This window comes from Nocardia sp. NPDC050718 (assembly GCF_040654235.1).
Classification (GTDB): Bacteria; Actinomycetota; Actinomycetes; order Mycobacteriales; family Mycobacteriaceae; genus Nocardia.
Genome location: NZ_JBFAHQ010000001.1, coordinates 1,630,663 through 1,653,631 on the forward strand (window position 1 = coordinate 1,630,663; position 22,969 = coordinate 1,653,631).

18 protein-coding genes are annotated in these 22,969 nt (G+C 69.7%); 9 read left to right on the forward strand and 9 right to left on the reverse strand.

All coding sequences use genetic code 11. The annotated features are described in order from the left end of the window. The first annotated feature begins 292 nt into the window (after nucleotides 1-292). Nucleotides 293-1,024 (forward strand): helix-turn-helix transcriptional regulator, encoded by a 732-nt coding sequence (locus tag AB0H54_RS07655; protein WP_357343570.1) that lies wholly within the window; start codon nucleotides 293-295, stop codon nucleotides 1,022-1,024. Here AB0H54_RS07655 and AB0H54_RS07660 read toward each other — a convergent pair. Next, nucleotides 1,021-1,854: an alpha/beta hydrolase gene (locus tag AB0H54_RS07660; RefSeq protein WP_357343572.1), complete on the reverse strand. Its 834-nt coding sequence runs from the start codon at nucleotides 1,852-1,854 to the stop codon at nucleotides 1,021-1,023. The two genes, AB0H54_RS07655 and AB0H54_RS07660, sit on opposite strands and share 4 nt — an antisense overlap. A 283-nt stretch (nucleotides 1,855-2,137) precedes the next feature. Here AB0H54_RS07660 and AB0H54_RS07665 point away from each other — a divergent pair, with 283 nt between their 5' ends. Then, a complete protein-coding gene (locus AB0H54_RS07665; protein ID WP_355280724.1) occupies nucleotides 2,138-2,962 on the forward strand; it encodes a hypothetical protein in 825 nt (274 codons plus the stop codon). An 8-nt stretch (nucleotides 2,963-2,970) separates the two neighbouring features. Here the strand turns inward: AB0H54_RS07665 and AB0H54_RS07670 are convergent, their stop codons facing one another. The 5 genes from AB0H54_RS07670 to AB0H54_RS07690 all read right to left on the reverse strand — a co-directional run bounded on the left by AB0H54_RS07670 (nucleotide 2,971) and on the right by AB0H54_RS07690 (nucleotide 9,825). Next, nucleotides 2,971-4,089 (reverse strand): hypothetical protein, encoded by a 1,119-nt coding sequence (locus AB0H54_RS07670; RefSeq protein ID WP_357343574.1) that lies wholly within the window; start codon nucleotides 4,087-4,089, stop codon nucleotides 2,971-2,973. A 102-nt stretch (nucleotides 4,090-4,191) separates the two neighbouring features. Then, nucleotides 4,192-4,884 carry an acireductone synthase gene (mtnC, locus tag AB0H54_RS07675; protein ID WP_357343576.1) on the reverse strand — a complete coding sequence of 231 codons (693 nt, stop codon included), beginning with the start codon at nucleotides 4,882-4,884 and terminating at the stop codon, nucleotides 4,192-4,194. Then, nucleotides 4,881-5,456: a cupin gene (locus tag AB0H54_RS07680; protein ID WP_357343578.1), complete on the reverse strand. Its 576-nt coding sequence runs from the start codon at nucleotides 5,454-5,456 to the stop codon at nucleotides 4,881-4,883. The genes mtnC and AB0H54_RS07680 overlap by 4 nt, the downstream gene beginning before the upstream one ends. 3 nt (nucleotides 5,457-5,459) lie before the next feature. Continuing rightward, entirely contained in the window at nucleotides 5,460-7,133 is a 1,674-nt protein-coding gene (gene mtnA / locus AB0H54_RS07685) for an S-methyl-5-thioribose-1-phosphate isomerase (protein WP_357343580.1), read from the reverse strand. Between the two features lie 259 nt (nucleotides 7,134-7,392). Further along, entirely contained in the window at nucleotides 7,393-9,825 is a 2,433-nt protein-coding gene (locus tag AB0H54_RS07690) for an arylsulfatase (RefSeq protein WP_357343582.1), read from the reverse strand. Between the two features lie 273 nt (nucleotides 9,826-10,098). Here AB0H54_RS07690 and AB0H54_RS07695 point away from each other — a divergent pair, with 273 nt between their 5' ends. The 4 genes from AB0H54_RS07695 to AB0H54_RS07710 are packed head-to-tail and all read left to right on the forward strand — an operon-like array spanning nucleotide 10,099 to nucleotide 15,465. Continuing rightward, on the forward strand, nucleotides 10,099-11,676 hold the full coding sequence (locus AB0H54_RS07695; protein WP_357343584.1) for an ABC transporter substrate-binding protein: 1,578 nt from the start codon (nucleotides 10,099-10,101) through the stop codon (nucleotides 11,674-11,676). Then, nucleotides 11,673-12,632 carry an ABC transporter permease gene (locus AB0H54_RS07700; protein WP_357343586.1) on the forward strand — a complete coding sequence of 320 codons (960 nt, stop codon included), beginning with the start codon at nucleotides 11,673-11,675 and terminating at the stop codon, nucleotides 12,630-12,632. The genes AB0H54_RS07695 and AB0H54_RS07700 overlap by 4 nt, the downstream gene beginning before the upstream one ends. Then, on the forward strand, nucleotides 12,629-13,495 hold the full coding sequence (locus AB0H54_RS07705; RefSeq protein ID WP_357343588.1) for an ABC transporter permease: 867 nt from the start codon (nucleotides 12,629-12,631) through the stop codon (nucleotides 13,493-13,495). The genes AB0H54_RS07700 and AB0H54_RS07705 overlap by 4 nt, the downstream gene beginning before the upstream one ends. Next, complete coding sequence (locus AB0H54_RS07710; RefSeq protein ID WP_357343590.1) at nucleotides 13,492-15,465, forward strand: ABC transporter ATP-binding protein; 1,974 nt, start codon at nucleotides 13,492-13,494, stop codon at nucleotides 15,463-15,465. Before AB0H54_RS07705 ends, AB0H54_RS07710 begins: the two co-directional genes overlap by 4 nt. Before the next feature lie 50 nt (nucleotides 15,466-15,515). Here AB0H54_RS07710 and AB0H54_RS07715 read toward each other — a convergent pair whose 3' ends face one another. Beyond that, nucleotides 15,516-15,674, reverse strand: coding sequence for a hypothetical protein (locus AB0H54_RS07715; RefSeq protein ID WP_218717989.1), 159 nt, complete (start codon nucleotides 15,672-15,674; stop codon nucleotides 15,516-15,518). 592 nt (nucleotides 15,675-16,266) lie between these two features. On the opposite strand from AB0H54_RS07715, the gene AB0H54_RS07720 reads away from it, so the two are divergent. Genes AB0H54_RS07720 through AB0H54_RS07730 form a run of 3 tightly spaced genes read left to right on the forward strand, consistent with a single transcriptional unit; the run spans nucleotide 16,267 to nucleotide 19,660 of the window. Next, entirely contained in the window at nucleotides 16,267-16,590 is a 324-nt protein-coding gene (locus tag AB0H54_RS07720) for a type VII secretion target (RefSeq protein ID WP_357343592.1), read from the forward strand. A gap of 20 nt (nucleotides 16,591-16,610) precedes the next feature. Beyond that, entirely contained in the window at nucleotides 16,611-18,863 is a 2,253-nt protein-coding gene (locus tag AB0H54_RS07725; RefSeq protein WP_357343594.1) for a hypothetical protein, read from the forward strand. An 8-nt stretch (nucleotides 18,864-18,871) separates the two neighbouring features. After that, nucleotides 18,872-19,660 carry a hypothetical protein gene (locus AB0H54_RS07730; RefSeq protein WP_357343596.1) on the forward strand — a complete coding sequence of 263 codons (789 nt, stop codon included), beginning with the start codon at nucleotides 18,872-18,874 and terminating at the stop codon, nucleotides 19,658-19,660. A 36-nt stretch (nucleotides 19,661-19,696) separates the two neighbouring features. Here AB0H54_RS07730 and AB0H54_RS07735 read toward each other — a convergent pair whose 3' ends face one another. Next, on the reverse strand, nucleotides 19,697-21,439 hold the full coding sequence (locus AB0H54_RS07735) for an NTP transferase domain-containing protein (protein WP_357343598.1): 1,743 nt from the start codon (nucleotides 21,437-21,439) through the stop codon (nucleotides 19,697-19,699). A gap of 34 nt (nucleotides 21,440-21,473) precedes the next feature. Next, nucleotides 21,474-21,959, reverse strand: coding sequence for a hypothetical protein (locus AB0H54_RS07740; RefSeq protein ID WP_357343600.1), 486 nt, complete (start codon nucleotides 21,957-21,959; stop codon nucleotides 21,474-21,476). Nucleotides 21,960-22,969: the final 1,010 nt, after the last annotated feature.

Sequence of the window (22,969 nt, forward strand, 5' to 3'; positions counted from 1 at the left end):
GTCGTCACCACGCGGCGGCGAAGTCTATAGCACTGCTGGACGGAAAGAATTCGAATCCTTTTAATTCGCCCCAGCTCAGCGTGTTTCGTGACCGCGACCACAGTTGCCGGACGGTAACTAGTCAATAGGCAACGCGTCAATATAAAGAAACGGCAACTTTTCCGTTCGGCGATTGGTTCGAGGTTGAAACGTCATCCAGGATGGGGCGGTGCAGACAGGGAGGGTTCCGGTGCTACCGAAGTCATCGTCCGACGGGCCGGCTGGTCCGCCGAAGCCGCCGACACTCGGCGGGTTGCTGCGGCGACTGCGCGACGATCGGCGGATTTCCCGGGAAAAACTGGCTTTCGCGGCCGGTGTCAGCTCGAGCTACATCACCCATCTGGAGAGCGGCGACCGGGACCGGCCGACGCAGGCCGTCGTCGAGGCGCTGGTGCGCTACCTCGACCGGATCGCCCCGGTGACCGATATCGAGCGCAGGCATCTGTTCGACCTGGCCGGGCTCGCGCCCGTGGACAATCCGTCGGTCGAGGACCTGCGCGCCGAGATCAACGCCGAAATGCGCCGGACCCTGGTGCTGCAGGAGCCGAACCTGGCGGCCTATGTCGACACGCGCTGGAATGTGCTGGCGGGCAACGAGTCCTATCATCGCGCGTTTCCCGGCTTGGTCGAGGACGCCAATATCCTGCGCTGGTTCTTCGGCAACCCGCTCTCGCGCAAGGTGATGGTGGAGTGGGAGCGGGAATCGACCCTGACGGTGCACTGGCTGCGCGGGCTGATCGGTCAGCAGGGTGGCGGTGACTGGGCGACCGAGCTGCTCGAGGAGCTGGCGCAGTACCAGGACTTCCGCCGGATCTGGGACGACGGCGACACCGTCTACGGCCGCGAGCACACCGCCATGCGGCTGTGCGACCTGCACACCGGCGAGTACTACACCGTCGATGTCCAGCTCTTCCGCCTCGACTCGGTGGCCTACCCCGGCCGCATCCAGTACTACCTGGGCGTGCGCGGTCCCGACGGCGGCTAGATGCCGGCGACGGCGACGGGCGCCGCGGAGTGCGGTGTGCATGTCGTGACCAGCTCGATCAGGGCGGCGGCGATCTCGTCGGGATGGGTCACGGGGGCGCCGTGACCCGCGCCGGGCACCATGCGCACACCCTGGGCGCCCGGGAGTCCCGCCGCCAGCCGCGCGCACTTGTCGGCGGTGCTGCTGTGGTCGTGTTCGCCGCGCAGGACGAGCGCGGGCACGGTGATCTCGCCGAGCCGTTCCAGCACCGAATCGCGGTCGATCAGGCAGCGCGCCGCCGGAAACAGCGCCGTGCGGTCGTGGGTGAGCCAGCGGGTGATCCACCAGCGCCAGATATCCGGGCGGTCGCCGCCGATCAATTGGGGTGCCAATTTTTCGGCCAGTGGCACCAATTCTCCGGTGCCGCACCATTCGTCGAAGAATCCCTCGTAGTAGGTTTCGTCGGCCCGGGAGCACGCGCCCGCCTCGGTATCGAGCAGGGCGAGTCCGCGGACGCGTTCCGGCGCGAGCAGAGCCATCCGCAACGCGGCATATCCGCCCTGGCTCATTCCGCCGACAACCGCCGATTCCACGCCGACCGCGTCGAGCACCCGTAAACCGTCTTCGGCGAGATCCCAGTAGTCGAAGCGCGGGTCGGCCCCGTAACCGGTCCGGCCGTGACCTCGGGCATCCCAGGCGATGACGTTGATGCCGTTGTGCGCCAATATCGTTCGGATCGGGTCGAACATGGATTCGTCCATCAGGAAACCGTGCGCCAGCAGCACGGTCGGTCCGCGAACCGCGCCGGTACGGAAATGGATGTTCACCGAATCGGAGTGCACAAAGGGCATGTTCGAAACATACAAGTGTTAACGATGATTCCGCGCCGCCGCCGGGGCACATCGATGCCGCCGGTCCTGTGAATTCACTGGCGAGTGTATGTACCTCAGGGGGGCGTGCCTATTCTCGCCGGGATATGGACACACGTGTTCGTGACCGATTGGATCAGACCAGAACAACGTACGGCTCGATCAGAGAATTTCGGGGAGTGAACTGATGAGGGTGACAGAGTACGGAAATCACGCACACATATGGCTCGCCGCCGCGGGCGACGGGCTTTCGGACACTTTCGCGGTGTGTGGCGCGGAAGGCAGGGCCATCTGGTACGGCCCCTATCTCGACGCCGATGTCGATCATCCACGCGGCGACCGGCAGGCCGCGGCCATGGGCGCCGCGGGCCGCGCGATCTGGCTGGCAGGCCGGGCCAAGGAAGACACGGGTGCCGACAAGGCGACCCTGCACCTGTCGGTCAGCGACGACGAGCTCGACGCCGTCACCCTGGCCTGCACGGCGTCGATGGCCGGGCTGGCCCTCGAACTCATTGTCACCGAAGACAATCCGGCCCAGGACTGGTGCCATGCCTTCGGCAGGCTCGACTGGAACTCGGGTCCGTTGACCAGCCTGGTCGACCCCGCCGAGCCGCCGTCGGCGCCGGCCCTCCGCTCGATCGCCGGCGGTCTCGAACAGCAGCAGTCCGAACCACAGGAAGGGCCTGTCATGCAGGAGAACACCACGGATCACTGGTCGGAACTGCGCTCGGCATTGGAGGGGCTGCTGCTGCACGACGCGATCGGCATGGACGCCAAGATGCGCCACGCCGTCTCCGCCGTCGTCCATCTCACCGTCGACACACCGAACGGCCCGCCCGAGGACGCCGAGGAATTCCTGGGCCGCTTCGACGCCTCCTGGCTGGTGGCGTCCTGGCTCGGCCACGACACCGAACTCTCCCTGATCGCGACCCTGGCCGCCGGGGAGATCCCGGCCCTGTCCTGGTGCGAACTGATGTTCACCACCACCCTGGCGCCGTGGTCGACCAGCCCGGTCGCGGTGCACGCCCGCCGGGTGTTCACCACGGTGCAGCGCGGGAAGCTGGGCGCGGTCCGGGCGCACGTCAGCTGAGCCGCTGATCAGCGGACGGTGATCCGAACGCCCCGCTCATCCAGGCCGCTCCGGAGGTGCGGCGGGAACAGCCCGCTGGGCAGCATGATCGGCACGCCGCTGTAGCCGACCGTGGCCACCGGCCCACGGATTTCGATGGTGCCGAGGGCGGTGTACGGCAGGCGAACGAGATAGCTCGTGGTGGCCACCAGCACCGCGTCGGAGCCGAATCGGGCGGACAGCGTGGCCCCGGGGACGGCGGCGTGCCGGAACTTGCGCAGCACCGATTCGGTCGGATTCCGCGCGAAGTACCCCACGAACAGCGCGTACAGGACGCCGGCGACCACCGGCACCGCCGCACCGAGCAGGCCGGTATTCCGGCCCGCCACCACGGCAGCGCCGACCACGAGCAGTGCCAGCAGCACGACATTGGCTCTGGCCTTCGCCCGGCGCCACGGTTCACTCAGATGGGCGACGGCCAGGAGCCGCGCGGTGTCGTGATCTGCGGTGACGACCACGTCCGGGCTCGGCACCGCGGGCAGCGGCGGCAGGGCGTCCAGGCTCGTCGGGTCCTGCGCGGCCCGCTGCCAGCGCTCGACGAGCGGCGCGGGGAACAGTGGCGCGGGCAGGGCCAGGCGCATCCCGTCGAACCGCAGCACGGCCACCTGCTCGGCGACCGACAGCGACCGGATCCGGTCCCGGCCGATCCTGCAGTAGCTGTCGTGATCGGTGAGGGCGATCCCGTCGGCGCCGAACCGCACCCGCCAGGTCGTCGCCGGCACCGTGTCACCGATCGTGGCCTCGAAGTGCCGCAGGAAGTGGCGATAGATCGCGTACGGGGTGTACAGCGTGCCCGCGAGGACCCCGCATACCAGCGGCAGGGCCGGAAGCCCGAGCACCGTGAGGCACACGGTGATCAGCGGCATCCACACCACCACCGACCACGCCGACGGTTTCACGGCGGCCCGGCGCGCGTTGTACCGCGCCAGATGCCGCGCCGCCCCCGGCGAATTGGTGTACACGGTGTCCGGCCGCACCAGCTCGGGCAGCGTCGGCGCGGGCATCGTGAACGGCTCTGCCGCCGAGGCGGTGTCTGACTGGTCACCGTCGGGCAAGGCCGGACGGTCGCTGTCCCCCTGGGTCCACATGTCCGGAAGACTAATCAGTCGGCGGGCGTCGTGCCGCGCGACGGTGTCGCGGCGGGCGACCGCGCGGATCCAGCGTGCCGCTGTGGCTGTCCGTCGCCGTCGTCAGGCGCTCGCGCCGACCGCGACCTCGGCGAACGACCCGACCCAGCGGTGCGGTGCGCGCGGCGGGTTCGGTTCGCCGTCGCGGTGCACGCCGACTACCTGCCATCCGGCGGCCACCGCGGCATCGAGCTCGTCCGGGTGGTCGGAGAGGAACAGGATCTCCGCGGCCGGGATGCCGATGCGCTCGGCGATGACGTCGTAGGAGGTGGCCTCGCGCTTGGGGCCGGCGCTGACCAGATCGAAGTGGTCGGTGATCAACCCGGACAGGTCGCCCGACTCGGCGAAGGCGAACCAATCCCGTTGGTTGCGTTCGGAACCCGAGGAGTACACGTACAGCGGGAGACCGGCCGCGTGCCAGGCCGACAGGGCGGGCACGACATCGGCGAAGAACCGGCCGTGCAGCGCGCCCGCGCGGAACCCCTGGGCGCAGATCGCGCCCTGCGCGGCCTTGAGCGGTTCGGCCTTGACGTCGGAACGCAGCCAGCCGGTGAGGATCTCGGCGATCCGGTCGGTGTCCGCGTCGGGTTCGCCCGCCAGTTCGCGGGTCGCCGCGATCACCGATTCGGCCGCGCCCGAAGCGTTCTCGGCCAGCCAGCCGGGCAGGCGCTGCTCGGTGTAGCCGTAGAGATCGTTGCGCACCGAGTCGGTGGGGCTGGTGGTGCCCTCGATGTCGAGGACGACGGCGCGGGTCACGGGGCGGTGAGCAGTTCGTCCAGCGTCGGGAAGCCCGCGCTGATCTTGTCGCCGGTGAAGTCGCCGATCCAGCCGTCGGCCTCCTCGAAGAAGCGGATCGCGATGAAGTCGGGGCGGGTGCCCATGTCGAACCAGTGCAGGGTGCCCGCGGGAACGGAGAGCAGGTCACCCGCCTCGCAGACCGTCGCCAGCACGGCGTCGCCGAGGTGCAGGTAGAAGCAGCCGCGACCGGCGGCGAAGAAGCGCACCTCGTCCTCGGCGTGGCGGTGCTCGTCGAGGAACTTGGCCCGCGCGCCCGCCGCGGTGGCGGGCCACTCCGGGTTGTCGTCGTCGGGGTGGATGCGGGCGACATCGATGTGCTCGTAGCGGCCCGCGGCGTTGAGCTCGCCGATCTGCGGGGCATAGTGGGCGAGCAGGGCCTCGGAGTCGGTGCCCGCGGCATCGGCCAGGACGTCCCAGCGCGAGAAGGCGATACCGTGCTCGGCCAGCTCGGCGGCGATCTCGGCGGTGTCGGTGGTGCGCACGCGCACGTCGGCGGCGTTGTCGGCGGCCATCACTTGCAGCAGAGTCATTGTCTATCCGATCTCGAGTGGCGTGGCGTCGGTGCGTCCGGTGCGGGTGATCAACTCGCACAGGGCTTCCAGACATTCGGCGCGATCCCGCGCCTGGGCAAGAGTGTCACCCCAGGTGGTGATGCCGTGCCCGGTGATGAACAGAATCGGTGGCGCGGCGGGGTGGTCGCGCAGGTAGGTCTCGATGTCGGCGCCGATGCGGGCGACCTCGGGCCAGTTCGGGAACACCGGGACCGCCACCGTGGCCGGGTCGGCCAGGCCGAAGCCCTTGAGTAGTTCGTATCCGGTGATCCGCAGCGTGTCCACGCTGTCACCGGGCCGCGCGGCGGTGGTCGCCAGCGCGGTGGCGAACGGCGAGTGCACATGCACCACCGCCCCGGCCTGGCGAGTGCGATAGACGGCGGTGTGAATGCTGGTCTCCGCGGACGGTTTCCGGCTCTGGCCCGGGCGCGGCGTCGTGTCGGCCACGGCGACCAGCACCGTATCCCGTTCGGTCAGTTCGCCTTTGGACAGGCCGCTGGCGGTGATCAGCGCGTCCTCGTCGATCCGCACCGAGATATTGCCCGCGGTGCCCGGCATCCAGCCGCGCTCGTAGAGCTGACGCGCGGTGGCCGCGATCGCGGTGCCCTGCTCGGCGGCGGTGTCAGTGGTGGTCGCGCGACCCCGCTCGTCGAACCGATCCGAATTCCGGTAGACCACACCGTTTTCGGTGACCACGGCGGTAACCAGGTCGGCGGGCGTCACGTCGAAGGCGGGATTGAACACCGGGGTGCCCGCGGGTGCGGTGGATACCCCACCGAACCCGGTGACCTCGGCGGCCGCCCGCTGCTCGACCACGATCTGCGCGCCGGTCGCCATCGCGGTGTCGCGGGTGGACTCCGGCGCGACCACGAGGAACGGGATGCCGTGGTGGCGGGCGGCCAGCGCCAGGGTGAAGGTGCCGATCTTGTTGGCGACGTCGCCGTTGGCGGTGATCCGGTCGGCGCCGACGAGCACGGCGTCGACCTGGCCGGTGGCCATCGCCCAGGCCGCGGCGGAGTCGATGGTCAGCCGGTGCGGGATGCCCGCCTCGGCCAGCTCCCACGCGGTGAGCCGGGCGCCCTGGAGCAGCGGTCGGGTCTCGTCGACGATCACGTCCGCGACAGCGCCGCGCTCGTGCAGCACCCGCAGCGCGCCGATCGCGGTACCGACCGCGCTGGTTGCCAGCCTGCCGGTGTTGCAGTGCGTGAGCAGTCGCAGCTGCCCGTCACCGCAGAGCCGCTGCACCAGGTCGGCGGCGTGGGTGGCGGCGGCCAGGTTGACCCGGCCGTCCTCGGCGAGCAGGTCCAGGGTCTCGGCCAGCACCGCGTCGGCACCGTCGGCGATCCGGCCACGCACCCGCTCGACGGCCCAGGCCAGGTTGACCGCGGTCGGCCTGGCCGCCGCGATCCGATCGGCCTCGGCCTGCACGGCGGCCTCGTCCACCACGCCGTCGGCGGTGTGCGCCCTCGTGGCGATGACCACGCCGAACGCCCCCGCGATCCCGATCGCCGGGGCGCCACGAATCGCCAGGGTGGTGATCGCGTCGATGACCTGGTCGACGGTGCCGAGACGCAGTTCCCGCGCCTCGTGCGGCAGTCCGCGCTGGTCGATGGTGAGCAGCGCTCCGTCGTCCCAGGTGAGCGAACTGTCGTCCATCGGCGTCCTTACTTCGGGTCGGTCATCGTGCCTGATAAACGGTATCCGACCTGGTCCGGGCGCGAAGTCCGGGTCCGGGTCGGGGCGAGCCGGTCGGCGCGCTCGGCCTGATCGGGTGCCACCTGCCCATGGCCGCGGGGCCGGGTCACCGGCGTCCCGGCGAACCCAGGCCGATCGTGACCGCTGGGTCCGGTTGTCAGGGTGGTCCGGCGGCCTGGGTCCAGGTCCGGTCACCGAGCGGCCCGGCGGCCGCAGCCGATCATTCGGCGACGAATTCGGCCTCCCGCTCCACGGCATCGATCGTGGCCTGCGGTACCTGGATCGGGCCCGGCGTGTAGGTGATCGCCCGCAGCGCGCCCGTGTACCGGAATGCTCCGCGACGTTCGCGCAGCTCCCAGTCGACCGGACCGCGCGCGTCGACGCCCACCGAAATGCCGGTCCACGGGGCCATGCCGACCAGCTGCACCTGATCGGTCAGCTCGGCGACGGCGACCCCGTCGACCTCGACCACGAAGTCCCAGCGCAGGTGCGGACGGATCGTCGCGCGCACCACGATCTCGCGGGCACCACTCGGCAGCGGTGCGGCCACCGACGTGTAGCGGCCGTAGCTGTTGACGCCGAGCACCACCTCGCCGTTCTCGACGTAGAGCAGATAGCCGCCGAGCGGGTCGCCGTGCGCGACGAGCACGCCTTCGTCGCCCTGCCGGTAGCCCGGGGTGTCCGCAGCGTCTGCGGTGCCCGAGGTACCCGGCGATCCGGGAGCGTTGCCGCCGGTGGGCAGAGCACCGCCGACCGGGGGCGCCGGTGTCGCGCCGGGCTCCCCGGTTCGGCGGCCGGTCAGGTCGGCCGTGATGGTGAAGTCGCGGTAGGCGATGAGGCGCTGCGAGCGGTAGCGCTCCAGCGTCGGCGTGCCGGGGAGCAACCGGATCGGGGCGGCGAAGCGCGCTTCCTCGGGACGGCGGCGGAACAGGTCGGCCCGGGTCAGCAGAGGGAAAACTGTATTGGCCCAGGCGGATTCGTCCCAGGCGGCGGCCAGCTCGGCCGCCTTCTCGGGGAACTGCTCCGAGAGATCGTGCAGCTCCGTCGGATCGGCGCGCACATCGAACAGCTGCCAGTGCGGGGCGTCCAGGTCGGCACCTGCCTCGTGCAGCGACAGCAGCTTCCAACCGTCGCGATAGAACCCGCGATGCCCGGTCATCTCGGAGTACTGCTCGGTGTGCCGGGTCGGCGCGGCCGGATCGCGCAGCAACTCCGCCGCCGAGACACCGTCGAACTCCTTGGCGGACAACCCGTTGCGCACCGTCGGCCGCGTCAACCCGGCCAGCTCGAGCAGCGTCGGCGCCAGGTCGGTGACGTACGCGTACTCGTGCCGGATACCGGAATCGGCCTCGGTGCGCGGCAGACCCTTGGGCCAGGACACCACCAACGGCACCCGCACACCACCGGCGAAGGTCTGGCCCTTGTAGAAGCGGAACGGAGTATTGGACGCCTGACCCCAGCCGCGCGGGTAGTGCACGCCCAGCCGGGCGGTGCCGATCAGGTCCTCGTTGTGCGGTACGTCGCCGATCCAGTCCGGATCGTCGATGTGGGCGAACTCGGCGAAGTACGAGCGGGTGCCCTCCGGTCCGCCCTCGGCGGTGCCGCCGTTGTCGGAGGTGAACACGATGATGGTGTTGTCGAGTTCGCCGAGGTCGTCGAGCAGGTCGACGACGCGGCCCAGGCTCTGGTCGATGCTGTCGACCATGCCCGCGTACACCTCCATGTACTTGGCGTAGCGGCGGCGCTCGTCCTCGGTCAGCGAATCCCATTCCGCGGCTTCGTAACCGGGCTCGGTATTGCGCGGCTTCTGCTGCGTGCCCGGCGGGAACAGGCCCTGGGCCAGCTGCTCGGCGAAACGCCTGCGGCGCAGTTCGTCCCAGCCCTCGGCGTAGCGGCCGCGATACTTCGCCTGATCCTCGGCTTTGGCCTGCAGCGGTCCGTGCATGGCCACGTGCGCGAAGTACAGGAAGAACGGTTTGGTGGCGTCGTGGGCGCGCAGGTCCTTGATATAGGACAGCGCCTTGTCGGTGAGATCGTCGGTGAGGTAGTAACCCTCCGGATACTGCTCGATATCGACCACCGAACTGTCGGAGACCAGCTGATTCGGGTAGTAGAACGAATTCAGCCCCTCCAGCGAGCCGTAGTAGCGGTCGAATCCTCGCTGCGTCGGCCAGGAATCGCGATGCGCCGACGGATTCATCGTGGCGTCGCGCACCAGATGCCATTTGCCCACGGCGTAGGTCGCGTATCCGTTGCCGCGCAGGATCTCCGGCAGCGTGAGCACATCGTCGGCCAATTCCAGGCGCAGGCCGGGGTACCCGGGGTCGGCATTGGCGACGAAGCCGAAACCGGCACGGTGGGAATTGATTCCGGTCAGCAGCGCGGCGCGCGAGGGTGAGCACAGTGGCGTCGTGTGGTAATTCGACAGCCGTACGCCCTGGGCGGCCAGCCGGTCCAGCGTCGGCGTCTCGATTTCCGAACCGAACGGGCCGATATCGCTGTACCCCATGTCGTCGACGAGGACGACGACGATATTGGGCGCGCCGGCGGGCGCGGTCGGGGGCGAGGTCCATTCCGGGGTGGAATCGGCCGAGGTGCGACCGGCCGAGCCGCCGAAGGATTCGTAACCGCGAGCGTGGGGTGGAACAGGCATGCTCGCAGTAAAGGTGACATATTCGCTGGTCACCAGGGTTATGTGCATCCTGCGCGGAATCGGTGACCCCTGCGGCGCAACTTGTTAGCGTCACTGCCGTGCCCACGAATCAGCCCTCTTGCTGCTGTTCGTGTCGCGTCCTGCGTGGCTGACGTACGTCTGCTGACGTGCGCGGCCGAACGAGCCGATGTGTCCCCTTCCCCCGGTGCGCCTTTCCGCTGCGCGCTGTTCGGTCCGCGTCCGCGGGCCGACGTGTCTTCGAGGAATCCCACGATGAGCTTTACCCCCGGCGGCCTCGATCGCCGTAACTTCCTGCGCGCCGGCGGCATCGCCGCGGCCGCCATCTTCGGTGGCGCGGCGCTGGCGGCCTGCACCTCGGCCGTCTCGGAGCAGAAGGGCGGCGGTGACGACGCGACGCCGGTGCGCGGCGGCACCCTGAAGGTGGGCATCCGCGAGGACCTGGTGCCCGCGAACCTGCTGACCAACACCGCCGCGACGCCGGTCGTCATCGGCCTGGTCTACGAATCGCTGATCCGCTACCCGAACGACAAGCTGGAACCCCAACCGCTGCTGGCGAAGTCGTGGCAGCTCGCCGCCGACGGCCGGTCCATCGCGCTGGACCTGCGCGACGACGTGAAGTTCCACTCGGGCAGGCCGTTCACCGCCAAGGACGTGGAGTTCTCGATCCGCACCTACGCCGACGCCAAGTGGTCGGCCCAGCTGCGCAGCACCGCCACCGCGGTCACCGGCTTCGACATCGTCTCGCCCACCCGCATCGTGCTGCAGCTGGCCCACCCGCTGAGCAATATCTACGACCTGCTCGACACCGTGCCCATCCTGGACAGCGAGACCATCGACAAGCTGGGCACCGGTGACACCTACATCGGCACCGGCCCGTTCAGATACGTCCAGCGCGTGCCGAATTCGCAGCTCGTGTTCGAGAAGAACCCGGACTACTGGGTTCCGGAGCGCCCCTACCTGGACCGCGTCGAGGTCTCGATCATCCAGGACCCGCAGGCGCTGCTGAACGCGCTCAAGTCCGGGCAGATCGCGGTGGCCAGGGAACTCGGCTACCGCGACGCCGAGAATCTCACCAAGTCGGGCGGCTATCGGGTGCTCGACCTCGAGGGCGCGGAACTGCAGGCCTACGTCGGCGTCAACGTGACCGAGCCCGCGCTGGCCGATGTGCGGGTGCGCCAGGCCATCGCCTTCGCGCTCGATCGCGAGCGGATCATCGCCGAGGTCTACCGCGGCGCCGGCTACCCGCTGAACGTGCCGTGGCCCAAGACCTCGCCCGCCTTCGACGAATCACGCAACACCAAGTACAGCCGCGATGTCGCCAAGGCCAAGGATCTGCTCACCCAGGCGGGCAAGCCGCCGAAGCTGCCGCTCACCTTCGGCCCCGGCTACGAGGAAACGGCCCAGATCGTGCAGGCCAACCTCGCCGAGGTCGGCATCGAGGTGACCCTCGACCCGGTCGACGCCGCCACCTTCGTCAAACAGCTCACCGGCCAGCAGTTCCGCGGCCTGTGGGTCACCGACCACTCGTGGGCGCAGTTCGTGCCGTCGACGCTCACCGTGAGCGCCTACCCCTTCAACGCCCGTCGCAACGCCTCCCGCTACGAGTCGCCCGCCTACACCGCGGCGGCGGACGCGGCCTGGCAGCTGCCGCAGGGCACCGGCCCGGACGCGGTGCGCGCCTTCCACGCGGTCAGCGACCAGCTGCTGGAAGGGCTGTTCCTGATCGAGATCGGCGTCCGTTTCCAGCAGTACTCCACCGCCGCCAAGGTGCACGAGTTCGCCTGGACCAAGCGCCGTGAACCGGTGCTCACCGACACCTTCCTGTCATGACCCGCTATCTGCTGCGCCGGCTGCCGTCGGCACTGCTCGTGCTGTTCGGCGCCTCGGTGCTGATCTTCCTGCTGCTGCGCCTGGTGCCCGGCGATCCGGCGACCATCCTGGCGGGCAACGACGCGACGCCCCAGTCGATCGCCGCGATCCGGCAGCAGCTGGGCCTGGACCGGTCGATTCCGGTGCAGTACCTGAGCTGGCTCGGTGACCTGGTCACCCTCGACCTCGGCCGGTCCTACCTCATCGGCGGGCAGATCACCGATCTCGTCGGCCGTGGTCTCACCAACACCCTGGTGCTGACGGTGACGGCGCTGCTGCTGGCCGTGGTGACCGGCGTCGTGGTCTCGGTCGCGTCGGTGCTGTGGCCGAGTCGGTGGCTGAACACCGTTGTCGCCGCAGCCAATACGGTCGCCGTCGCGCTGCCGACCTTCGTGGTCGGGCCGTTGCTCGTGCTCGTCTTCGCGGTCGCCGTCCCGGTGCTGCCCGCCGGTGGTGTGCCGCCGGACGGCTTCATCGCCCGGCCCGACATCGCCGTGCAGTACCTGCTGCTGCCCGCGATCTGCCTCGCGCTGCCGGTGGCCGCGGCGCTGACCCGGTTCCTCACCGAGTCGTTGCGCACCGAACTCACCAAACCGTATGTGCTGACGGCACGTTCGCTCGGTGTCTCGCACCGCGAGATCGTCACCAGGGGCGCGCTACGCAACGCGCTGCCGACGCTGCTCACCGTGCTCGGCCTGCAGACCGGGCAGCTGCTCGGCGGTGCCGTGCTGGTGGAGGCGGCCTTCGTCTGGCCGGGCATCGGCCAGCTCATCGAACAGGGCATCAGCCGTCGCGACTACCCGCTGGTGCAGGTGCTGTTGCTGCTGTCGGTGGCGGTGTTCGTGGTGATCCAGCTGGTGACCGATATCGCGCACGCCTGGCTGGATCCGCGCATCCGGATCGGCGGCCGGTCATGACCGCGACGATCGAGAAAGCGGCCGCGGCGCAGCCGGAGTCACCGCGTCGGGCCGGGGCACTGGCGGCGCTCGGCAGGGGTCAGGGACTCGCGGGCGTCGTGCTGATCGCGGTCATCGCGCTGGCGGGCGTGTTCGCCGGGGTCCTCAGCCCCTACGACCCGCTCGCCCAGATTCCCGGCGCCAACCTGCTCGGCCCGAGCGGCGAGCACTGGCTCGGCACCGACCATCTCAATCGGGACGTGGCGGCGCGCGTGCTCGCCGGCATCCGGATCGACCTGCTGATCGTGCTGCTCGCGGTGCCGATCGGCGCGGTGATCGGCTCGCTGGCCGGGCTCGCCGCCACCGTGAACCCCTGGGCCGACATCACCGTGCAGCGGGTCTTCGACCTGATCCTGGCGTTCCCGGCGCTGATCCTCGCGATCGCCCTGGCCGCCGTCACCGGACCCGGCTGGCACGCGGTCGTCATCGTCATCATCGCCACCGAGATCCCGATCTTCGGCCGCCAGATCCGCACCGCCGTCCTGGCGGTGCGCGAACAGCCGTTCGTCGAGGCGTCCGAGGTGATCGGCGCCGACACCTGGTGGACCCTGCGTAAGCACGTGCTGCCCAATGTGATCGAGCCGCTGGGCGTGCAGTTCGCGCTGTCGCTGTCGCTGGCGGTGTTCATCGAGGGCGCGATGAGCTTCATCGGCATCGGAGTGCGGCCGCCGGAGCCCTCGCTCGGTTCGCTCATCGGCGAGTCCATCGCCAACCTCGACGCCAACCCGTGGATGGCGATCGGCCCGCTGACCGTCGTGGCCGGGCTGACGCTCGGCTTCCTGTTGATCGCCCAGGCTCTGGGCCGGGCAAGGAGACTGGCATGACCGACGATCTGGTGCTCGACATCGACGGCTTGACCGTCGCTTTCGGCGACCGAACCGTGGTCGACCGGGTGAGCCTGCGCGTCCGGCGTGGTGAAGTGGTCGCCCTCGTCGGCGAATCCGGTTCCGGGAAATCGCTCACCGCCCGGTCGGTGCTCGGCCTGCTGCCCGGCACCGCGCACGCCACGGGCTCCATCCGCCTCGCGGGCACCGAGGTCGTCGACGCGGCCGAGCCCGCGCTGCGCGCACTGCGCGGCACCGGGGCGGCCATGGTGTTCCAGGAGCCGCAGACCGCGCTCAACCCGGTGCAGAAGATCGGCACCCAGATTCGGCAGGCGCTGCGGGCACACGGCACCACCGACAGGGCCGCCGCCAGGGCCCGCGCGATCGAACTGCTCGCCGCCGTCGACATCCCGGAGCCGGAGAAGCGGCTGGACTGGTATCCCCACCAGCTCTCCGGCGGGCAGAAGCAGCGCGTCGTGATCGCGCTGGCCCTGTCCGGCGACCCCGATCTGCTCATCGCCGACGAGCCGACCACCGCGCTCGACGTCACCGTCCAGGCGGAGATCCTCGACCTGCTGCGGACCCTGCAGCGGGAGCGGGGCACGGCCATCCTGTTCATCACCCACAACCTCGGGGTGGTCGCCGAGATCGCCGACCGGGTCGTGGTGATGCGGGCCGGGCAGGTGGTCGAAGAGCAGCCGGTGTTCGGGCTGTTCGGCGCTCCGGAAGCGGAGTACACGCGAACCCTGCTGGCGGCGGTGCCCCGGTTGCCCGCGGTGTCCGAGCGCGGGGCGGGGGAGGTCGTCGGTGCGGCGACCGCTGCCTCGGCACCCGACGCGGTCGCCTCCGGGGCGGGCGATGCCGCCGGTGCGGTGGCCGCGGCCGAGCCGGATCTCGCCGGTGCCGCGGTGGCGGATGACGGCGCGGCCGCGGAGCATGCCGCTGACGGTGCTACGGCGGGAGTGGCCGTCGACGAGTCCGCCGAGGGTGCGGACCCCGCTGAGGGTTCGGCCGAGGAGGCGACGGACGGAGAGTCCGAGCAGCCGGAACGGGCTCGCCGGATCCTGCGGCGAGTCGTCGTCCGCGGTCCCGCCGTGGTCGCGGAGAAGGGCGGCGGCACAGCCGAACCCGGCTACCGTGACGTACTGCGCATCGACGAGCTGTCGGTGACCTACCCGGGACGCCATGGCGCGGCCGACTTCCCGGCGCTCCAGGACATCTCGCTGACGCTGGGCCCGCGCGAGGTACTCGGTCTGGTCGGCGAATCCGGCTCGGGCAAGAGCACACTGGGCCGCACCGCGCTCGGTCTGGTCCCGGCGACGTCGGGAACCGTGGAGCTGCAGGGTGTGTCGCTGGCCGGGCTGTCGCGGCGTGAACTGCGGGGTCTGCGCAAGAGTGTCGCGCTGGTGCACCAGGACGTGAGTGCCTCGCTGGACCCGCGCCGCAGTGTCGCCGACGCGATCGCGGAACCGCTCCAGGTGCATCGCGCCGCCTCGGGTGCGCTGCTGCGCGCCAAGGTCGGCGATCTGCTCGAATCGGTCCGGCTACCACGGGATTACGCGCAGCGGCGGCCGGGCGAGCTCTCGGGCGGACAGCGTCAGCGGGTCGCGCTGGCGCGTGCCCTGGCCTTGGCGCCTCGGCTACTGGTGGCCGACGAGCCGACCAGCGCGCTGGATGTGTCCGTGCAGGCCCAGGTGCTCGACCTCTTCGCCGACCTGCGTGCCGAATACGGCTTCGCGAGCCTGTTCATCAGCCACGATCTGGCGGTAGTGCACCAGGTCGCCGACCGGGTGGTGGTGCTGCGGCAGGGCCGGATCGTCGAAACCGGCGAGGTCGGCGCCGTATTCGCCGCGCCGGCCCAGGAGTACACCCGCCGCCTGCTCGACGCGGTGCCCGCTCCCGATCCGTCGACGGCGCGCCGGGGCGGGGACGGATCCGCGGCGAGCGCGCTCCAGCGCATCGGGGCCTGACGTGGACGAGCCGCCGGAAGGGGAACCGGCGGCTCGTCGACACACGTGGATCAGCGATGGTCGGGGCGGCGCGGTTCACGCCGATCGTCCTGACCTGCTCGCGTCATGCCTTGCGAGTTCTCGCCCATCTGCTCCTGCCGCTGTTGCTGCTGCTGCCGCGGCATCTGCTTGGGCATTTTCTTAGGCGTTTTCTTGGACTTGTCAGCCATCTCCACACGGTCCTTTCCGAGGGATAGTGTTTCGCCTAACGCGCCAACGATAACCAGCGGAAATGCACTCCGGTAGAGGTGTGCGAAAAATAATGGTCCGACCTGCCGATTTCCGGCGTGTCGATGATTCGAGACGAATTCTCGAACATTATTTGACCAAGCATGAATTGCGGTATCCGCCGCCAAAACTGCGGGATTTCCGTCAATTCTCTTCGGCTCGGTAACGATGTTGCGAGCGCAACAGCATCCGACAAATTCCCACAGCTCATCCCGGTGCGATCCAATGATTCGGCGATGATCGGGTCACCCGCTCCGGTCGGCGTCGTGCCCGACCCCCCCGGGGGTAGTAGTCGAGGCGGCTGCGGTGTCGTCGGTCGAAACGGAAGGGTCCGAGGCGCAGCCGTCGTCGTTTTCGGTGCGAGGGTCGCGTGTGATGTGTTGCACACCAATTCATTTCGCCGCCGAGATCGCCATCGGATGAACACTGATCGAACTGTGCGTGCGGACCCTGCCCGCGAGGATTTCCCGCTGCTAGCGTCAACGGCCGAGCACCGGGGGTGGTCGACTCGGCGTGAATCGGGGACGGGGGATCATGCAGGTTTCGGCGGAAGAGTTGCGAACGGCCGCGGGCGAGATGGATCGGATCGCGGACGAGGGGATCGGCCGCATGCCGGTCGTCGACACACCGGGGTTCCTCGGCACGATCAGCAGCTTCCTGGCCGGGTCGGACGTCGGTCCCCAGCTGGATAAGATCGAGCCGGCCCGGACCAGGAGCTTGAAAGTGGCGGGCGGGCGGTACCGCGAACTGGGCGCCCTGCTGCGCACATCGGCGGACGCCTACACCGACAGCGATCTCGCCGCCGCGGCGCGGCTCGCGGCGCTGGGCGATCTGAACAGCGGGGAGATGCCGCAGTGAAGCGACCGGGTCCGGATCTGGTGCGGTACTGGAACATCGACCTCGCCGCGACGGCGACCAAGGCGACCACCATCGCCGAGGGCATCCGTACCTCGGCCGACCAGATGTACCGCGCCATCGACGCGCTGGACTGGTCGGGCCTGGCACGGCAATCGGTGGACACTCGCTGCGTGCGCGAGGTCGCGCAGATGCGGGTGCTCGCCGCGGCCTACGACGATCTGGCGACCGCGCTGAACACCGGCGACTCGGCGATGGGAACGCCGGTCTCGCAGTTGCGGACCGACTACGACACGCTGGTGCGCGACCGCTACACGATCCACCACGACTGGACGGTGGTCGACGACTCCAGCGACGACGAGACCCGCGCGCAGGAGGCGGCCAACCAGACCGTCCGCCTGCAGCGACTCGCCGACGACCTCGGCTGGGCCGACCACAACTGCGCCGCTGCGGTGGGCAAGGCGGTCGACGCGATCAACCAGCTCACGCCAGAAACCGCCGGATTGAATCCCCGCCTCGCCCGCGAGGACGTCGACGCGTTTCGCAACGGGACCGCTACGACGGAACAAATCCAGCGCTTGCGGTGGGCGACGACCCTGAGCCCCGAGCAGATCGATGCGCTGTCGAGCGGCGAACAGGTGACGATCCCCCAGCAGCAACTCGACTATCTGACATCGGTGATGCGGGATCTCGACGGGCTGTCGGTCACCCAGATCTCACAGCTGGGATCCGGCCTCCCGGCCGATCAGGCCAAAATGGTGCAGGCCGGTCTGGCCGACGCCATGCAACTGGCCTCGAATCCGCAGATCACGTCGACGGGGCTGACGGCAGCGCAGGGCGGGAAGGTGGGGGTGGATTTCGGCGGCCTCGGTGCGTTGCCTTCGCAGGTTCGGACGACCCTCACGCAGGAGCCGAAGGTGGCGATCGGCCCCAAGCAGGACCTGCTGACGATTTCGACGCTGCTCGGGCAGGGCAGCCCGTCGCTTGCCCAGGGGACCGACGCGGACCGCGCGCTGCTGAACCAGGCGACGAACATCGCCGCGCACAAGTACCACCCCGTCGTGTCGGCGCCCTTCGACGTCGGCGACACGTTCGACCCGCTGGACGACAAGATCGCCAGCCAGATCCTCGGCCAGGCGGGGCGCGACAGCGGCGCGGTTCACGACTTCTTCACCGGTGACGGCATGGACGCGGTAGTGCCGCCGGGGACGAAGTTCGACAATCAGGCCGCCATCGGAACCTTGCTCGACCACAACTGGCACGGCGATGACAGCGGCGTGACCACGATGCTGAAGACCGTCGACACGGACGCGACGTCCGCGAATCCCCACATCAATTCCGACGCGGGCCAGTCGGCGCGCCAGATCGCCAACTATGTCGCCGAGCACCGGGACTCCCTGTTCCGGCTGACCGGTGAGACCGACGGCCCCGACGGTCTCTACAAGGATCCGGTGAGCATCGGCGAGGCCAACCCGAAAATGGTCGCCCAGCTCGGTGACACCCTGGCCAACTACATCCCCGCGATGGCCGGTGTGCGCGACAGCGACCTGGTGGCGCACGGGTTCTACGACAACAATGCCGGCGATTTCTCGCAGTCGTCGATGAAGAATGTGTTCGCGGTGATCGACACCGACCCGGACGCAGGCAAGAGGTTCACTGCGAACGCCTACCAGTCGGTCGCCGACCTCAACCAGCTGTTCGGGGCGACCGGCATGAAGGACTATTCGCTGGCCGAGTGGGCAGGCCATATCGACCAGGCTGCGCAGGACGGCGCCGCGCTCGAGATCGGCGCCCGCACCACGGACGCGCTGACCGCGCAGAAGGAGAAGATGGCGCTGTTCGACGGTGCGCGTGAGGTGGCGGCGTTCGGCCTGAAGCGAGTTCCTGGTGCGGGCGATCTGCTGGAACTCGGCTGGAAATCGGTGTCATCGGACGTCCGGCTCAGCACCTTGGGCGCAGTGCCCGACGTCGCGGAACATGTCGACACGTCACCGTACGGCAGCATTCCGGCGCAGACCTACAACATTCTGCAGGGTATCGCGAGCGCACCCGGGAACGTCGATCTGCGTTCGGATCCGAACATCGGCAGGTACTTCGACCAGGAAACCGGGGCCCTTCGGTCATTCGAAGATATCCGCTCCGACGGGGGCCAATCATCGAAAACCAATCTCGCGGAATTGAACACACACGTGGGGAACTACTCCGGTGGACTCTCCGAGTACCGTGCTCGATGGGACCTCGGCCATGGGCGGGAGCCTGGAGCCGCCCCTAAATGAGGCGATACGTGGTGGCGTTGCTGGCGGCAGCGCAGGCTGCTGTCCTGCTCGCCTGTGCCGGGGACGGCACGTGGCGACCGTCCTTGTGGGAGGACAGATACCAGTACAACTTTCGCTGGGCATCCCCTGCGGGAATCGATCTGCGGTCCGAGGTCGCTGTTCAGGCCAGATCGTATGTCGAAACCGCGTTCCTGATCGGGGCCGGGCTGGACGACGTCGTTCTGGCCGGAGATCGAATGGGAGTGGTGCCCTACCATTCATCGCACTATGGGACGTCCTCCCTGTCGAGGTCGCTGTCGCTGCGATTCGACGATCGGGCAGCTGATCCGAACTGGACGATTCGCGGCACGGTCTACGCATCCCTGGAACGCGTCGAGTTCTTTCCGGTTCCGCCGCCGGTCGGGTCGATTCCCTGGTTGCTGAATGTGCGGATATGCGTGTGGGGCACCGGCCTGGCCTACGGGAACAAGGCAGGGGAGTTCTACTCCGGCAGGTACGCGGCACTGCGGTCGGGCGGACTCTGGCTGAGCTTCGGTGTGCCCGCGGGCGGGTCGGCCGAGCCTCATTCCCGAGTCTCGGGACCCGTGGGTTACCCGACTCGCAACTATTTCGGGGATTGGATCAGCGTGGGATCGAATCGGGACACCCCGGATGTGCAACGCGGATCCGGGCCGGAGCATTGCCGCCTCCCGAAGGAGTTCCCCGCCGCCCTCGATCCGGGTGAGTACGTCGAGCAGCCTTCAGTGCCGGTCGTGCCGCCCGAGGTCCATTCCCCCTATCCGGGCTGGCCTGCATGAGCACGAACGTGAGCTGCGCGCTCTCCTCCACGACCCTCAGCCCGGGAGCGGAAGGAATTCCACGATGGTGCCGTCGGTGGCGTCGGGCGGGACGATGACGAGGCCGTCGCGATCGATCAGGCCGGCCAGGTGGGCGGTGCGGACGGAGGTGTCGGCGGTCCAGCCGCCCTCGGGGACGTAGCGGGCGGGGGTGATGCGCTGCACGGGGCCCGCGGTCTCGGTGGCGTTGTGCAGGGGGCCGTAGACGGGGCGGGGCGGGGGTGCGGCGGTGCGGGCGGCGACGATGGCGGGGGTCAGGGCCAGCAGGACGGCGATCGCGGCGAATGGGTTGCCGGGAAGGCCGAGAACGGTGGGGCCCGCGGGGAGTTCGGCGACGACGGTGGAGCCGCCGGGGCGCATGGCCAGTCGCGGGACGACGACGTTGGCCTCGGCGCGGGCGATGGCGGAGCGCAGCTGGTCCGCGGCGCCGCCGCCCGTGGCGCCGACCACCACCAGCAGATCGAAACCCGCGGTGGCGGTGAGCATGTCGTCGAAGCCGTGGTCGGTATCGCGCAGGTGCACCCGGTCGATCACGGTGACGCCGAGACCCGCGAGCAGATCGGGCAGGACGGGGCCGATCGAGTCGCGGGTCTGCCCGGCTTGCAGCGGGCCGGTGCTGCGGATCTCGTCGCCGGTCATGACGATCCGGGCCCGGACCGGGCCGCGGACCAGTCCGGCGGTGACCTCCACCGAGGCGGCCGCCGAGCGCAGCGCCGCGGTGACGCGGGTGCCCGCGGGGGCGAGCAGGTCACCGATCATCTGGTCCTCGCCGCGGGCGCGGACATCGCCGCGGATCGGGGTGTCGGGGCGGCGGGTGAGTGCGTCGCCGGTGACGTCGGCGAACTCGTCGCGCAGCACGGAGGTGGTGCCGTCGGGGACGTGCGCGCCGGTGGCGATGCGGACCGCTTCGCCGGGCAGCAGGCCGACCGGGCGAGCACCACCCGCGAAGCCGATGTCACGGCGCAACTGCCAGGGGCCGTCGCCGCACACGGCGTAGCCGTCCATCGCGGAGACGTCGAAGCGGGGCAGCGCGCCCGCGGCGACGATCGGTGCGGCGAGCGCGGCGCCGCTCACCTCGCCCAGCTCGGCCTCGTAGGCGACCAGCGGGGTCAGCTCGGCGGCGATGCGGGCCCTGGCCGCGGTGAGGTCGAGGCGGGTCGTGGCGCGGTCGGCGATCGTCGCGCGGGCCCGGCGGACCTCCTCCTCGGTGTCGCAGTCGCCGGTGCCGGGCAGCTCGATCAGGGTGGTCTCGGTGGGGACGATCGCCTTCATCGGCTGATTCACCAGCGCGTCCAGCCCGGCTAGGGCCGCGGCGAGGGCGGTGCGCCGCCAGACGCCGACCAGGTACTGGGGGCGGCCCGACGCATCGATCGCGAAGACCGCGTCGGTGGTCGATTCGGCTGCGCGGCGCAGTAATTCGTCGACGGTGGCGGGCGTGAGGAACGGCATGTCCGCGGCGAGGACGACGATCCACGGCGCCGGGTCCGGGCCGAGCGCGCTCAGTCCGGTGCCGATCGCCGCCACCGGACCCGAACCGGGCGGGACTTCCCTGACCTGCTGGATCCGCGGATCCAGCTCCGGTCGATGCGGACCGACCACCACGATCTCGCCGCGCGCGCCCACCGCGGCCAGCGCGGCGTCGAGCATCGATCGACCGCCGATCACGATCGCCGGTTTGTCGACCCCGCCCATCCGGCTCGCGCGCCCACCCGCGAGCACGATCGCATCGGCGGCGGTCATCGGCTGATCCGGCGTAGGGTAATCGGCACGAAAGTCATGCTAGCGGGGTGTGACGTCGATGCTCGAGCGCCCGGACGGGGCGTCGCGGTTCGGCAAGGGGGTGGGGATGTCCGGTGCAGGTGGGCCGGGTCAGCCGACGATGCTCGGTGATGTGGTCCGGGGATTCCTGTTCGTGGTCGCCACGCTCGGCGGACTGTTCGGCGCGCTCGGCGTGGTGGTCGGGCTCGTCGAGCGCGATATGGAGATCCTCGTCGTCTACCTGGTGTGGTCGGTGGTGTTCGCGATCCTCGGCGCGCTGGTGTTCTGGTGGATCAAGTCCTCGCGTTCGCCCGGGAAGCGCGGTGTCGGTGCGGGGCGGCAGTTCTCGGCGTTCTCGCCGGGGGCCGGGGGACCGGGTCCGGCGCAGACGCCGGGCACGGGATACGAGCAGCCCGGCGGCGTGCAGGCGGGGATCCACCAGCCCGGAATGGCTCAGCTGCCAGGGCATCCGCAATCCGGCGGGGCGCATCCGCTCGCGCATCCGCAGTCCGGCATGGCTCAGCCGCCGGGGCACCAGCAGCCACTGGGGCCTCCTCAGTCGGGTGAGGCGCATCCGCTCGCGCAGGACCTGCCCAACGCGGTGCGGCTACCGGGGCACCCGCAGCCCGGTGGGATGCGGCCACTCGGACATCGCCAGTCCGGTGTGGGGCAGCCGCCTGGGCAATCGCAGTCGGGTGGGGCGCAGCCGCCTGGGCATTCGCAGTCGGGTGGGGCGCAGCCGCTCGCGCAGGAACAGCCCGGCTGGGCTCAGCTGCCGGAGCAGCGGCGTTCAGGCGGTGAGCAGAGTCCGGGGAATCAGCGGCGTGGTGGGGCTCCGGTGGCGGGGAATCGCCAGACCCCGGGACAGCCGCCCGGTCAGCCGGGAGGGCCGCGACCTCAGGCAGCATCGAATGGTTCTGCGGTGCGCCCCGTCGACTCGGACACCCCGAAACCTTCTGTGGATGATCGGTATTCGGCTCCGACGCGGACATCGGGTCCGATGCGAAGCTCCGAACCTCCCGTCGATGAACAACACTCGGCTCCAATGCGGACGGCGGGTCCAGGGCGTGGCACCGAGCCGCCGATTGATGACCGGCATTCGGCGTCGACGCGGGCGTCGGGTCCGGTGCGGGACTCCGAACCTCCTGTTGATGAACGGCATTCGGCTCCGACCCGGACCTCGGGACCGGTGTGGAGTTCCGATGTCGGTGGGTCGTTGACGCCGCCGCCGGTGCGACCGGGTTCGCGTCCGCCGCTGCACTCGCCCTCGGCGGATACCCACGCGGACGGACCGATTCGCCGATCGTCGCCCATCACGCCACCGTCGAGACCCGTGGCCCCTTCGGATCCGACTGTCCAGCAGTCGTTTCCGGATGAGCACTGAGCTGCCCCAAGAACGGCATTCGGCTCCGACTCGGACCTCGGGACCGGTGTGGAGTTCCGATGTCGGTGGGTCGTTGACGCCGCCGCCGGTGCGACCGGGTTCGCGTCCGCCGCTGCACTCGCCCTCGG